Here is a 13,401-nt window from a genome sequence, read left to right as displayed (position 1 = left end):
CAACCACGACTTCATGGTCCGCACCCGGCAGGCCAAGGTCGACCGGATCGCGGACTCGCTGCCCGCGCTCGCGGTCGACGACCCCGACGGCCAGGCGCGCGTCCTGGTGCTCGGCTGGGGCTCGACCTACGGCCCGATCGGCGCCGGCGTACGCCGGGTGCGCAAGGCCGGCTACAGCGTCGCCCAGGCGCACCTGCGTCATCTCAACCCGTTGCCCAACGACCTCGGCGACATCCTCAAGTCCTACGACAAGGTGCTCGTGCCCGAGATGAACCTCGGCCAGCTCTCGCTGCTGCTGCGCGCCAAGTTCCTTGTCGACGTCGTGGGCTACAACGAGGTGCGCGGCCTGCCGCTCAAGGCAGCCGTGCTCGCCGACGTGATCGGCGGGCTCGTGGCCGACGCCGAAGGCATCGAGGTCGACCTGACCCCCGCCACCGCGACCACTGACAGGGAGGAGATCGCATGAGCACGGACCTTGGCCTGCCGGGCCTCCACTCCGGCGTGGAGGGCGTCCCCACCGTCCTCGAGGGCGCACCGCCGCAGACCGGCAAGGAGTTCACCTCCGACCAGGAAGTGCGCTGGTGCCCCGGCTGCGGGGACTACGCCGTGCTCAAGGCCGTCCAGAACTTCCTGCCCGAGCTGGGCCTGCGCCGCGAGAACATCGTCTTCGTCTCCGGGATCGGCTGCTCGTCGCGGTTCCCCTACTACCTCGACACCTACGGCATGCACTCCATCCACGGGCGCGCCCCCTCGATCGCCACCGGCATCGCCACCGCTCGCGCGGACCTCTCGGTCTGGGTCGTCACCGGCGACGGCGACGCGCTCTCGATCGGCGGAAACCACCTGATCCACGCCCTGCGCCGCAACGTCAACATGACGATCCTGCTGTTCAACAACCGGATCTACGGCCTGACCAAGGGGCAGTACTCCCCCACCTCCGAGCCCGGCAAGGTCACCAAGTCGACCCCGATGGGATCGGTGGACCACCCCTTCAACCCGGTCTCGTTGGCCCTGGGCGCGGAGGCGTCGTTCGTGGCCCGCACGATCGACTCCGACCGCTCGCACCTCACCAAGGTGCTGTCCGCGGCCGCCGCCCACCGGGGCACGTCGTTCGTCGAGATCTACCAGAACTGCCCGATCTTCAACGACGGCGCCTTCGACGCCATCAAGTCCCCCGACACCAAGGCCGACGCGATCATCCCGCTGGTCGACGGCGAGCAGATCCGCTTCGGCGCGCTCGACGAGGACGGGCGCGGCACCAAGGCGTTGATCCGCGACCGGGTCTCGGGCGGCGTGAAGATCGTCAAGGTGGCCGAGGTCGACGACGCCGAGATCCTGGTCCACGACGCCCACAACGCCGACCCGTCCACCGCGTTCGCGATCTCGCGCCTGACCGACTCCGGCTATCTCAACCAGTCGCCGATCGGCATCTTCCGCCAGGTCGAGCGGCCGACGTACGACGACCAGGCCCGCGCCCAGATCACCACCGCCCAGGACGCGGCCACGGGCGACCCGTCCACGCGTCTGGCGGCGCTGATCAGCGCCGGTGACACCTGGACCGTCGTGTGACCCAGGTGTCACCGCGCGTCAGCTGAAGAACAGCGTCCAGATCTCGCCCTTGGTGGTGGCGTAGCCGTTGGAGGCCTTGACCTTGACGCGCCACTTCCAGCGGCCCGTGCGGGGAGCGAAGATCTTCGTCTTGTACTTCCCGGCCGCGTCCGTCGTGACCTGGTCCACGGTCTTCCAGTGGCAGCTCTGCTGGGGGCACGACTTCTTCTGGAGCTGCACCTTCTGGGCGGCGTACGCCAGATAGGTCACGCCGTCGGCCTGGAGCTCGAGGACGGAGCCCTTGAGCTTGAAGGTGTTGAAGTTGATCTGGTGGTCACCGGGCGGTTCCTCGGTGATGGTGCGCTTGGGCAGGGCCTGGTCTGCCTGGACCGGGGCGGCGGCGAAGGCGCTCAGGCCCAGCAGTGCGGCCAGCAGGCCGGCGATGACGGTGCGGATGATCCGCATGGTTCCCCCTTGGGACGTGTGAATCGATTGCGTGTTGTCACTCGGCTCCCGTGAAGCCGGGCCGTGGGAATCGTAAGTCATGGCGTCACTACACTCGCGTCGTGCCAGAGACTCGCAAGGGATTGATGTACGGCACGGCCGCCTACGCGCTGTGGGGACTGTTCCCGCTGTACTGGCCGCACCTCGAGCCCGCCGGCGCCGTGGAGATCCTCGCGCACCGGATCGTGTGGTCGGCGCTGACCATGGGCGTGCTGGTGCTCGCCCTGCGGCGTACGCCTGCGGTCCTGGCTGCCCTGCGCGATCGTCGGTCGCTGGTCCTGCTGACGGTGGCGGCCGTGGTGATCTCGGTCAACTGGGCGACCTACATCTATGGCGTCAACAACGAACGCGTCGTCGAGGCGTCGCTCGGCTACTTCATCAACCCGCTGGTCACGGTGATGATGGGCGTCTTCGTGCTCGGCGAGCAGTTGCGCCGGCTCCAGTGGATCGCCCTGGGGATCGCCTTCGTCGCGGTGCTCGTGCTCACGATCGACTACGGACAACCACCGTGGGTGGCGATCGTGCTCGCGTTCTCGTTCGGCACCTACGGGCTGGCCAAGAAGCAGGCGGGCGTCGGGCCGGTCGAGAGCCTGACGATCGAGACCCTGGTCCTGGCACCGATCGCCGTGTCATACGTCGCGTGGCTGGTCGCGACGGGGACGTCCAACTTCGGCAGCCACGGCGTCGGTCATGCCTGGTTGTTCACCACCACGGGGATCGTGACCGCGATCCCGCTCATGCTGTTCGGGGCTGCGGCCATCCGGGTGCCGCTGGTCGCGCTCGGGTTGTTGCAGTACCTCGCGCCGATCATCCAGTTCGCCCTCGGCGTGCTGCTCTTCCACGAGGACATGCCCGTGGGCCGCTGGTTCGGCTTCGGTCTGGTGTGGGTCGCGCTGGTGATCTTCACCGTCGAGACGATCAACCACCGCCGGCGCCAGCTGCGGCTGGTGACGGTCGCCTCCGCCTGCTGACTGCCCGATATCCATGGGCGGGATGGCTCGGATCGCACCGGATCTCGAGCCATCGCGCCCATGGATATCCGGGAGGGTCTGGCCTAGGTGGACCGCGTCGCGACGACGTCGGCGAAGGCCTCGAGGGCGGTCCGGACCGAGCCGGGCTCCAGGACACCGAGCAGCGCCTTGGCCGAGTTGGTCTGCGCGAGGACGTAGGCGCGGGCCTGGTCCAGCGCGGGGTGCTTGCGGAGCAGGTCGAGCGCCTCGGCGTGCAGCCCGTCGTCGGTGAGGTCGCGGTCGAGCAGCTCCAGCAGGCGCGCATCGGCGGGGTCGGTGGAGGCACGAGCCATCAGCACCGGCAGCGTGGGCACGCCCTCCCGCAGGTCGGTGCCAGGGGTCTTGCCGGACTCGTCGGACTCGGAGGCGACGTCGAGGATGTCGTCGGAGAGCTGGAAGGCGGAGCCGACGATCTCGCCGTACGCCCGCAGCGCCTCGACCACCTCGGGCGAGGACCCGCCGAACATCGCGCCGTAGCGGGCCGAGGTGGCGATCAACGATCCGGTCTTGCCGGCCACGACCTCGAGGTAGTGCGCCAGCGGGTCGTCACCGGGCGCCGGCGCGACGGTCTCCAGGATCTGGCCCTCGACGAGGCGGTTGAAGGTCCTGGCCTGGATGCGGACCGCGTCGGGTCCGAGGTCGGCTGTGAGCTCGGAGGAGCGTCCGAAGAGGAAGTCGCCGGTCAGGATCGCCACGTGGTTGTCCCAGCGGGCGTTGGCCGTGTCAGCGCCCCGGCGCAGGACGGCCTCGTCCATCACGTCGTCGTGGTAGAGCGATGCGACATGGGTCAGTTCCACCACGCAGGCCGCGGTGAGCACCTCGTCGGTGGCGGGGGTGGGTCCGGTCTCTGCCGCGAGCAGCACCAGCAGCGGACGGAACCTCTTGCCGCCGGCCGCCATCAGGTGCGCGGCAGCCTTGGAGACGTAGTCGGTGCGGCCGACGCAGTAGCCGGCCAGCATCTCCTCGACCTTGACCAGGCGCTCGGCGAGACGCTGCGCGAGGTCCGCATCGTCGACAGGGAGCGCCAGAGACGAGCTTGACTGGGTGGTCACCTGAGGAATTGTCCCGCAAGCCCCGCGAGATCCAGCAACGGGCCCGGCAACACGCCGAGCATCAGCGTGGCCGCCGCCGCGAAGGCGATCGTCGTCGCGGTCAGCACGGAGGGGTAGGCGACGCTCGGACCGTCCCCGACCGGCTCGTCGAAGTACATCGCCTTGATCACCCGGATGTAGAGGAACGCGGCGATGATGCTGGCTGCGACCGCCACCACGACGACCGGCCAGGCGCCGGCAGCGAGCGCCACCGAGAACACGGCCAGCTTGCCCACGAAGCCGGAGGTGAGCGGGATGCCGGCCATCGCCAGCAGCAGGAACGCGAAGACCCCGGCGACGACCGGCGACTCCTTGCCGAGACCGGCCCAACGATTCAGCGCGGTGACCTCCCCCGCCGAGTCGCGGACCAGGCTCACGACGGCGAAGGCACCGAGCGTGGCGAAGCCGTACGTCGCGAGGTAGAACAGCACCGCCTGCAGGGCGCTCACCTCCCCGGGCGCCAGGTCCGAGGTGGCCTGCACGCCGAGGACGCCGGTCAGGATGAAGCCGGTGTGGGCCACCGAGGAGTAGGCGAGCAGTCGCTTGATGTCGGTCTGGGTGATGGCCAGCAGTGCGCCCACGAGCATGGTCAGGATCGCGATGATCCACATCATCGGCTGCCACGACCAGCGGTCGGCGCCGAAGGCGACATAGAACAGGCGCAGGATCGCGCCGAAGGCGGCCACCTTGGTGCCGGCCGCCATGAAGGCCGTGACCGGCGTCGGGGCGCCCTGGTAGACGTCCGGGGTCCAGGCCTGGAACGGCGCGGCACCCACCTTGAACAGCAGGCCGACCGTCAGCAGGCCCATGCCGATCAGCAGCAGCGCGGAGTTGCCGGCGTCGTTGCGGACCGACTCGTTGATGTCCGAGAAGTCCATCGATCCGGCGTAGCCGTAGACCAGCGCGACGCCGTACAGGAAGAAGCCGGAGGAGAAGGCGCCGAGGAGGAAGTACTTGAGGGCGGCCTCCTGGCTCAGCAGGCGGCGGCGGCGAGCGAGGCCGCACAGGAGGTAGAGGGGCAGCGACAAGACCTCGAGGCCGACGAACATCGTCAACAGGTCGTTGGCGGCCGGGAAGAGCAGCATGCCGAAGACGGCGAACATGAGGAGGGGGTAGACCTCCGTGTGGTCGAGACCCTGGGTCGAGGCCTCCCGCTCGGCCTCCGAGCCGGGCAGCGCGGCCGCCTGGCCGGCGAACGCCGACACCCCGCCGTCGAGGTGCCGCTCGGCGAAGAGCATCACCCCGGCCACGGCGAGCACGAGGATGAGGCCCCACAGGAACAGCGTCGGTCCGTCGATCGCGATGGTGCCACCCACCGCGAGGATGCCGCGCGCCGCGCCGTCGCCGTAGACCTCGCTCTGACGGGCGATCATCACGACACTGACGAGCGCGGCAACGAGGCCGGCCAGGGCCAGCAGCACCTGCGCGCCGTAGCGGGCCGCGCGGGGCGCGAACGCCTCGACGACCACACCCAGGCAGGCGACACCGAAGACGACCAGCATCGGGAACAGCTCGAAGTAGTCGATCGTGGGCTTCACGAAGTCGGTCACGGTTGGCCTCCCTGCGAGCTGACCGACCCGGTGAGGGTCGGCGGGTCGTCGGTGACACCGACGTTGCTCATGGTGTCGGTGACGAACGGATTGATGACGTCGAGCAGGGGCATCGGGAAGAAGCCGAACAGGACGAGCGCGAGGAGCAGCGGCGCGAGCGTGCCGACCTCGCGGGCATCGAGGTCACGCATGACGTCGACCCCGGCGACGACTGAGCCCGGGCCGGTCATCGTGCGCTGGTAGAGCCAGAGTACGTAGACGGCGGCCAGCACGATGGCGGTCACGGCGATCGCGCCGGCCCACCAGGCGTGGTTGAAGGCCGCGATCAGGACCAGCATCTCGGAGACGAACGGCGAGAGGCCGGGCAGACCACAGGCGGCCAGGCCGGCGATCAGCAGCGTGCCGGCCAGCACCGGAGCGACCTTCTCGGCTCCGCCGCTCATCGCCCTGATCGAAGCGGTGCCGCGACGACGGACGAGGTAGCCCGCGACGAGGAACAGCGCCGCGGTGCCGATGCCGTGGTTGACCATGTAGAGGGTCGAGCCGGCGATGCCCTGGCTGCTGAAGACGAAGATGCCGAGCACGATGAAGCCGAAGTGGGACAGCGACGTCAGACCGATGAGACGCAGGAGGTCGTCCTGGCCGATGGCCACCAGTGCGCCGTACACGATCGAGATCAGCGCGAGCACGACGACGACCGGCGTCGCCCACTGCGAGGCGTCAGGCAGCAGCCCGAGGCAGAACCGCAGCATGCCGAAGGTGCCGATCTTGTCGAGCACGCAGACCAGGAGCACCGAGGTGCCGGTGGTGGCCTTCTCGGTGGTGTCGGCCAGCCAGGTGTGGACCGGGAACATGGGCGCCTTGATCGCGAACGCGACGAAGAAGCCGATGAAGAGCCAGCGCTGGGTGATCGGGTCGATGTCGAGCGCGGCCAGGTCGGAGAGCAGGAACGACGGCTTGCCGGTGTTGGCGGACACGACGTAGAGCCCGATCACCGACCCCAGCATGATCAGGCCGCCGGCCAACTGGTAGATCAGGAACTTGGTGGCTGCGCGGCCGCGCCCGGAGCGGCCGAAGCCGCCGATCAGGAAGTAGGCCGGGATCAGCGTGGCCTCGAAGACGACGTAGAACAAGAACACGTCGGTGGCCGTGAAGACCGCCAGCGACATCGCCTCGAGGGCGAGCACCCAGGCGACGAACGTCCGGCTGCCGCTGTTGCCCTCGTCGTCGGGCTCGTGCCACGACGCGAGCAGCACGATCGGGACCAGCACCGCGGTGAGCAGCACCATCAGCAGCCCCAGGCCGTCGACGCCGAGGGCGTAGTGCACGCCGAGCGCCTCGATCCAGGCATGTGTCTCGCTCAGCTGCATCCCGCCGTCGACGTCGTACGACGACAGCGCGCCGACCGCGATCCAGGCCAGCGCGAGTCCGGCGAAGCCGAGCCCGGCCAGCCGGGCCGTGGCGGCCGGGAGGAAGGGCGTCACGATCGCGCCCAGGAGGGGAATGGCGATCAGGACCGAGAGAACAGGAAGGTCGTTCATGAGAGGTTCACCGCCAGCAGGGCCAGGACGACGAGGAGCGCGCCGCCGAGCAGGGAGAGAGCATAGGAGCGCACGAAGCCGTTCTGGACGCGGCGCAGGAGACCGGAGACGGCACCGACGCCGGCCGAGCCGCCCTCGATGACCCCGTCGACACCGAAGCGGTCGAAGGAGGTCAGACCGGCTGTCAGCGACCTGCCGGGGGTCACCACCAGGCCCTCGTTGATCGCGTCGCCGTACAGGTCGGCGCGCGCGGCGCGGGTCGCGAAGGAGACGTCGGTCGGAGCCTCACGCGGAATCTCGCGCTTGCCGACCAGCAACCACGCGGCGGCGACACCGACGGCCACCACGGCCACGGCCAGCAGCGTGACCACGATCGCGGGCAGCGGCGGCTCGTGGGCCGGGGCGACGCCCGTCACCGGGGCGAGGAAATCGACGACGAAGTCACCGAGCAGCAGCACACCACCGAGCACCGACAGCGCGGCCAGCACGATCAGCGGGACGGTCATCATCCGCGGCGACTCGTGCGGGTGCACGCCCGGCTCCCAGCGGGAGTCGTCGCCGAAGAACGTCATCAGCATCAGGCGCGTCATGTAGAACCCGGTGATGCCGGCGCCGGCGAGGGCACACAGACCGACGATCCAGTTGTCGGCCAACGCGGTCTCGATGATCTTGTCCTTGGACCAGAAACCGGAGAAGCCGGGGAAGCCGATGATGGCGAGGTAGCCCATGGCGAAGGTCAGGAACGTGACCGGCATGTAGCCGCGCAGGTTGCCGTAGTGGCGCATGTCGACGTCGTCGTTCATGCCGTGCATCACCGAGCCGGCGCCGAGGAACATGTTGGCCTTGAAGAAGCCGTGGGTCAGGAGGTGGAAGATCGCGAACGGATAGCCCGCGACGCCGAGCCCGGCGGCGAGCATCATGTAACCGATCTGGCTCATGGTCGAGCCCGCGAGCGCCTTCTTGATGTCGTCCTTGGCGCAGCCGAGGATCGCACCCCACAGCAGCGTGATGGTGGCGATGATGACCACGACCGTCTGGGCGACCGGGGTGAGCTCATAGATGAAGTTGGACCGGACGACGAGGTAGACGCCGGCGGTGACCATGGTCGCCGCGTGGATCAGGGCCGACACCGGGGTCGGGCCCTCCATCGCGTCGAGCAGCCAGGCCTGCAGCGGGAACTGGGCGGACTTGCCGCACGCGCCCAGCAGGAGCAGGAGTCCGAGCGCGTTGAGCGTGACCTGCGAGGCGCCTGCGGCCTGCTCACTGATGGCCGCGAAGTCGGTGGTGCCGAACGTGGTGAACATCAAGGCGATGGCCAGCGAGAGCCCGATGTCACCGACGCGGTTGATGACGAAGGCCTTCTTCGCGGCGGCGGCGGCCGAGTGCTTGTGCTGCCAGAAGCCGATCAGGAGGTACGACGCGAGGCCGACGCCTTCCCAGCCGAGGAAGACCACGAGGTAGTTGGCGCCCAGGACGAGCACCAGCATCGCGGCCACGAAGAGGTTGAGGTAGCCGAAGAAGCGGCGACGTCGCTCGTCGTGCTCCATGTAGCCGATCGAGTAGACGTGGATCAGTGATCCGACGCCGGTGATCAGCAGCAGGAACAGCGCGGAGAGCGGGTCGTAGAGGAGGTCCATGCCGACGTTGAGGCCGCCGACCTCGAACCAGGTGAAGAGGTGCTGGCCGATCTGCCGCTCCTCCTCGCCACGCCCCAGCAGGGAGAGGAAGAGGATCAGGCTCAGCACGAACGAGCCGACGGCGCTCGCCGCCCCGATCCAGTGGCCGCCCGTGTCCATCTTGGACTTCAGGGAGCCCCGGGCCACGGCCCCACCGACCAGCAGCACGACAGCGCCCGCGAGGGGCAGCGCGATGATCAGCCACAGCCAGGAGAAGACGCCGTCAGCGGCGGTCGGATGGACCACCGGGATGTCGGCGGCAGCCTCCGAGGAGGCAAGCAGGATTACGTCAAGTGTCACGTCAGGCCCCTCAGTACTTCAGCAGACTGGCGTCGTCGACGGATGCGGACCGCCGGGTCCGGAAGATGGTCATGATGATCGCCAGACCGATCACGACCTCGGCGGCCGCGACCACCATGACGAAGAACGCCGCGATCTGGCCGTCGAGGTTGCCGTGCTGCTTGGCAAAGGTGACGAGCGCGAGGTTGGAGGCGTTGAGCATCAGCTCGATGCACATGAACACCACGATGGCGTTGCGACGTGTCAGCACCCCGACGCAGCCGATGGTGAACAAGATCGCGGACAAGACGATGTAGTGCGTCACGTGTTGTCCTCCTCGACGGGGGCGTCCTGCGTGGCCGGGTGCTGGCCGAGCTGGCGCTGCACCTCGTCGATGTGGTCGGCGAAGGCCGGGCCCGAGCGGATGACGCCGCGGGCGACCAGGACCCGGGAGACCGAGGACGGCGACGCCGTGCCATCGGGCAGCAGAGCCGGGGTGTCGACCGCGTTGTGCCGGGCATAGACGCCGGGAGCGGGCAGCGGGCCGAGGTGCAGGCCATGCTCGGCGTAGTCGCGCATCCGCTGCGCGGCGAGCGAGGCCTGCGTCTGCTTGGGCGTGAGGCGCTCGCGGTGGGCGAGCACCATCGCGCCGATCGCGGCCGTGATCAGCAGGGCGCTGGTGGCCTCGAAGGCGAAGACGTAACGGGAGAACAAGATGTTGGCGAGCTGCTCGATGTTGCCGCCGGTGTTGGCCTCCTCGAGGCCGACTGCGGTGCCGAGCGTGACCTGCGAGAGCCCGGTGACGAGGACGGCGCCCAGGATCAGGCCGAAGATGGTGGCCAGCGCGCGCTGGCCCTTGATCGTCTCCACGACCGAGTCGGAGGAGTCGACACCCACCAGCATCAGCACGAACAGGAACAGCATCAAGATCGCGCCGGTGTAGACGATGATCTGCACCGCGAACAGGAACGGCGCCTCCAGGACGGCGTACAGGATGGCGAGGCTGATCATCACGACGGCCAGCAGCAGCGCGGCGTGCACGGCCTTGCGGACGAACAGGATGCCGAGTGCGGCCGCCACCATGATGGGAGCGAGGATCCAGAAGGTCATTGGTGGCCCCCGTTCGGAGCGGGGCGACGTGAGCAGTCGACGGGGGTGATCACTTCGAACCCCTCTCGCTCGGTGCGGGCGCGGCGTAGGTGCCGCGGTAGTAGTCGCCCTCGTCGTCGCCGAGCCGCATCGGGTGCGGCGGCTGCTCCATGCCGGGCAGCAGGGGCGCGAGGAGGTCGGACTTCTCGTAGATCAGGTCGGCACGGTTGTTGTCGGCGAGCTCGTACTCGTTGGTCATCGTCAGCGCCCGCGTCGGGCAGGCCTCGATGCACAGGCCGCACAGGATGCAGCGCAGGTAGTTGATCTGGTAGACCCGGCCGTATCGCTCGCCGGGGCTGAACCGCTCGTCCTCGGTGTTGGAGCCGCCCTCGACGTAGATGGCGTCCGCCGGGCAGGCCCACGCGCAGAGCTCGCAGCCGATGCACTTCTCCAGCCCGTCGGGCCAGCGGTTGAGCTGGTGACGGCCGTGGAACCGTGGCGCGGTCGGCATCTTCTCGAAGGGGTACTGCTCGGTCACGACCTTCTTGAACATCGTTCGGAACGTGACCCCGAACCCGGCAACCGGGTCCCAGAACTGCTCCTTGAGGCTCTTGGGCTCAGCCATCACTTCTCCTCAGGCCTGCTGGCGGTGGCGCTGCCTGTCACGGTGGGACGTCGATCGGCGAACGTCAGCGGCAGGGCGGCGCCGCGGACGGCACCCCCGGCCGGCATGGGCGGGGTGGGGAAGCCGCCGGCGAAGGCATCGAACTCGGCGTCGTCGGCGAGCGTGGTGTCCTCGTCCTCGCTGGCGCTGTCACCGATGAAGAACATCACGATGAACATGGCCAGGAACACGCCGGCTGCCGCCAACAGGTAGGAGCGGTCGACGCCACCGTCGAGGGTGATGACGCGGATCGTCGCGACGGCCACGATCCAGACCAGCGAGATCGGGATCAGCCGCTTCCAGCCGAACGCCATGAACTGGTCGTAGCGCAGTCGCGGCAGCGAGCCGCGCAGCCAGATGAACATGAAGATGAACACGAGCATCTTGCCGAAGAACCACAGCAGCGGCCAGTAGCCGGAGTCGGCGCCCTCCCACAGCTGGATGATCGGCCAGGGCGCGTGCCAGCCCCCGAGGAAGAGCGTGGTCGCGAGCGCGGACACGGTCGCCATGTTGATGTACTCGGCGAGGAAGAACAGCGCGAACTTCAGGCTGGAGTACTCGGTGTGGAACCCGCCGACGAGCTCACCCTCGGCCTCGGGCAGGTCGAAGGGCGCGCGGTTGGTCTCGCCGATCATCGCGATCACGTAGATCACGAAGGAGGGCAGCAGGATCAGGGCGTACCACGTGGGCACCGGGATGACGCCGAGCCAGTACTCCTGGCCGGGGTTCTGGGCGGCCACGATCTCCGAGGTCGACATCGAGCCGGAGTAGAGGAACACCGCGACGAGCGCGAGCCCCATGGCGACCTCGTAGGAGATCATCTGGGCGCTCGAGCGCAGGCCGCCGAGGAGGCTGTAGGTCGATCCGCTGGACCATCCGCCCAACACGATGCCGTAGATCCCGATCGACGCGATCGCCATCACGAACAGCACGGCCACCGGCATGTCGGTGAGCTGCAGCGGGGTGGTGCGGTCCGTGAACGGCAGCCCGACCTCCGGGCCGAACGGGATCACCGAGAACGTCACGAAGGCCGGGATCACCGCGATCACCGGTGCGATCAGGAAGACCACCTTGTCGGCGGCCTTGGGGATGATGTCCTCCTTGAGCGCGAGCTTCACGCCGTCGGCCAGCGACTGCAGCAGGCCGAAGGGGCCGTTCACGTTGGGACCGATGCGGTGCTGCATCCGCGCCACGACCCGGCGTTCCCACCAGATGTTGAAGAGCGTCAGCAGGACCAGGACGACGAAGATCACCACGGCCTTGATCAGGATCAGCCACCACGGGTCCTGGCCGAAGGCCGAGAGGTCGTCGGCGGCCTGGCTGAGGATCTGAGTGGTCATCACTTGGCTCCCTTGACGGTGACGGAGCTGCCGGGCGAGGCCAGGTCGGCGAGGACGCCCCGGCCGAACGAGTTGGCCGGGACCCAGACGACGCCGTCGGGCAGGTCGGCGACCTCGACGGGCAGCGTGACCGAGCCGCGGTCACCGGTGAGGGCCAGGGTCGCCACGCCCTCGTGCATGCCGAACAGGGCGTCGTACGCCGCCTGGTTGAGGCGTGCGACGGCCGGGCGGGCCGTGGCTGCGAGGTTGGCGTCGCCGTCCTGCATCGTGCCCAGGTCGAGCAGTTGCTTCCAGGTCGACAGCGCCAACGCGCCGGCCCTGGTCTTGGGCACTCTGGGTTCCTTGCCGAGCGCGAGCGCCGGGCGGACGCCGTCCCACGGGCCCATGGACTGCATCTCCGCGCGCACCTCCTGGACGGTCCGGAAGCCGAGCGGCGTGCCGAGCTCGTCGGCGATGCCGGCCAGGATGCGCAGGTCGGGCAGCGCGGCGGGGGTGCTGAACACGGCCTCGAAGGGCCGCGGGCGACCCTCCCAGGTGACGAACGTGCCAGCCTTGTCGGCGACCGGCGCGACGGGCAGCACGACGTCTGCGCGGGCGGCCACGTCGGTCAGTCGCTGCTCGAGACTGACCACGAACCGGGCGGCTTCGATCGCGGCCAGGGTCGCGGCCGGGTCGCTGGTGTCGTCGGGGTCGACGCCGCCGATCACCAGGCCACCGAGGTCGCCCTTGAGCAGTGCGGCCACGATCGCGTTGCCGTCGCGACCAGCGGCCTCCGGCAGCGAGGCGACGCCCCAGGCGGTGGCGGCATCGACGCGAGCCGCGGCGTCAGCCGCGGGACGACCGCCGGGCAGCAGGCCCGGCAGGCAGCCGGCCTCGACCGCTCCGCGGTCCCCGGCCCGGCGAGGCACCCAGGCCAACCGAGCCCCGGTGGTCTTCGCGAGCTCGAGCGCTGCGGTCAGGGCACCATGGCTCTGGGCGAGGCGTTCACCGACAAGGATCACGCCGCCGGCGTCGAGGGCGGTGAGTCCGTCATGGGCGAGGGCGCCCAATGCCTCGGCCTCGGTGCCGGGCACCGTCGGGATCAGGCGGCCCTTCATCTTGGCGAGGCC

Annotated in this window: 12 protein-coding genes and 1 pseudogene; 3 read left to right on the top strand and 10 right to left on the bottom strand. The window is 69.1% G+C overall.

The window, feature by feature from the left end; all coding sequences use genetic code 11:
* Nucleotides 1-466: pseudogene (locus RMO85_RS03840) on the top strand (2-oxoglutarate ferredoxin oxidoreductase subunit alpha); the annotation flags it as partial.
* Nucleotides 463-1,569 carry a 2-oxoacid:ferredoxin oxidoreductase subunit beta gene (locus tag RMO85_RS03835; RefSeq protein WP_310526575.1) on the top strand — a complete coding sequence of 369 codons (1,107 nt, stop codon included), beginning with the start codon at nucleotides 463-465 and terminating at the stop codon, nucleotides 1,567-1,569. The pseudogene RMO85_RS03840 and the gene RMO85_RS03835, both read left to right, overlap by 4 nt.
* A gap of 18 nt (nucleotides 1,570-1,587) precedes the next feature.
* On the opposite strand, the gene RMO85_RS03830 is transcribed toward RMO85_RS03835, so the two are convergent.
* Complete coding sequence (locus RMO85_RS03830; protein WP_310526574.1) at nucleotides 1,588-2,013, bottom strand: hypothetical protein; 426 nt, start codon at nucleotides 2,011-2,013, stop codon at nucleotides 1,588-1,590.
* Between the two features lie 101 nt (nucleotides 2,014-2,114).
* Between RMO85_RS03830 and rarD the strand changes: the two genes are divergently transcribed.
* A complete protein-coding gene (rarD, locus tag RMO85_RS03825) occupies nucleotides 2,115-3,023 on the top strand; it encodes an EamA family transporter RarD (RefSeq protein ID WP_310526573.1) in 909 nt (302 codons plus the stop codon).
* Nucleotides 3,024-3,106: 83 nt separating this feature from the next.
* Here rarD and RMO85_RS03820 read toward each other — a convergent pair whose 3' ends face one another.
* The 9 genes from RMO85_RS03820 to RMO85_RS03780 all read right to left on the bottom strand — a co-directional run.
* A complete protein-coding gene (locus RMO85_RS03820) occupies nucleotides 3,107-4,114 on the bottom strand; it encodes a polyprenyl synthetase family protein (RefSeq protein ID WP_310526572.1) in 1,008 nt (335 codons plus the stop codon).
* The gene (gene nuoN / locus RMO85_RS03815) at nucleotides 4,111-5,655 is read right to left on the bottom strand and encodes an NADH-quinone oxidoreductase subunit NuoN (protein WP_310526577.1); all 1,545 of its coding nucleotides are present in this window, start codon (nucleotides 5,653-5,655) and stop codon (nucleotides 4,111-4,113) included. The genes RMO85_RS03820 and nuoN overlap by 4 nt, the downstream gene beginning before the upstream one ends.
* Before the next feature lie 44 nt (nucleotides 5,656-5,699).
* Nucleotides 5,700-7,244 (bottom strand): NADH-quinone oxidoreductase subunit M, encoded by a 1,545-nt coding sequence (locus RMO85_RS03810; protein ID WP_310526571.1) that lies wholly within the window; start codon nucleotides 7,242-7,244, stop codon nucleotides 5,700-5,702.
* Nucleotides 7,241-9,166 carry an NADH-quinone oxidoreductase subunit L gene (nuoL, locus tag RMO85_RS03805; RefSeq protein ID WP_310526576.1) on the bottom strand — a complete coding sequence of 642 codons (1,926 nt, stop codon included), beginning with the start codon at nucleotides 9,164-9,166 and terminating at the stop codon, nucleotides 7,241-7,243. The genes RMO85_RS03810 and nuoL overlap by 4 nt, the downstream gene beginning before the upstream one ends.
* Nucleotides 9,167-9,230: 64 nt before the next feature.
* Entirely contained in the window at nucleotides 9,231-9,524 is a 294-nt protein-coding gene (gene nuoK / locus RMO85_RS03800; RefSeq protein ID WP_310526570.1) for an NADH-quinone oxidoreductase subunit NuoK, read from the bottom strand.
* The gene (locus tag RMO85_RS03795) at nucleotides 9,521-10,309 is read right to left on the bottom strand and encodes an NADH-quinone oxidoreductase subunit J (RefSeq protein WP_310526569.1); all 789 of its coding nucleotides are present in this window, start codon (nucleotides 10,307-10,309) and stop codon (nucleotides 9,521-9,523) included. The genes nuoK and RMO85_RS03795 overlap by 4 nt, the downstream gene beginning before the upstream one ends.
* A gap of 49 nt (nucleotides 10,310-10,358) precedes the next feature.
* A complete protein-coding gene (gene nuoI, locus RMO85_RS03790) occupies nucleotides 10,359-10,913 on the bottom strand; it encodes an NADH-quinone oxidoreductase subunit NuoI (protein ID WP_310526568.1) in 555 nt (184 codons plus the stop codon).
* Nucleotides 10,913-12,292: an NADH-quinone oxidoreductase subunit NuoH gene (gene nuoH / locus RMO85_RS03785; protein ID WP_310526567.1), complete on the bottom strand. Its 1,380-nt coding sequence runs from the start codon at nucleotides 12,290-12,292 to the stop codon at nucleotides 10,913-10,915. The genes nuoI and nuoH overlap by 1 nt, the downstream gene beginning before the upstream one ends.
* Nucleotides 12,292-13,401, bottom strand: a 1,110-nt coding sequence (locus RMO85_RS03780; protein ID WP_310526565.1) for a molybdopterin-dependent oxidoreductase, incomplete at its 5' end; no start/stop codon positions are given. The genes RMO85_RS03780 and nuoH, both read right to left, overlap by 1 nt.

It is taken from the genome of Nocardioides sp. (assembly GCF_031422975.1).
In the GTDB taxonomy this organism is placed as follows: Bacteria; Actinomycetota; Actinomycetes; order Propionibacteriales; family Nocardioidaceae; genus Nocardioides.
The sequence above is the reverse complement of the archived record's forward strand: the minus strand, read 5'-3'. Positions and strand labels throughout refer to the sequence as shown.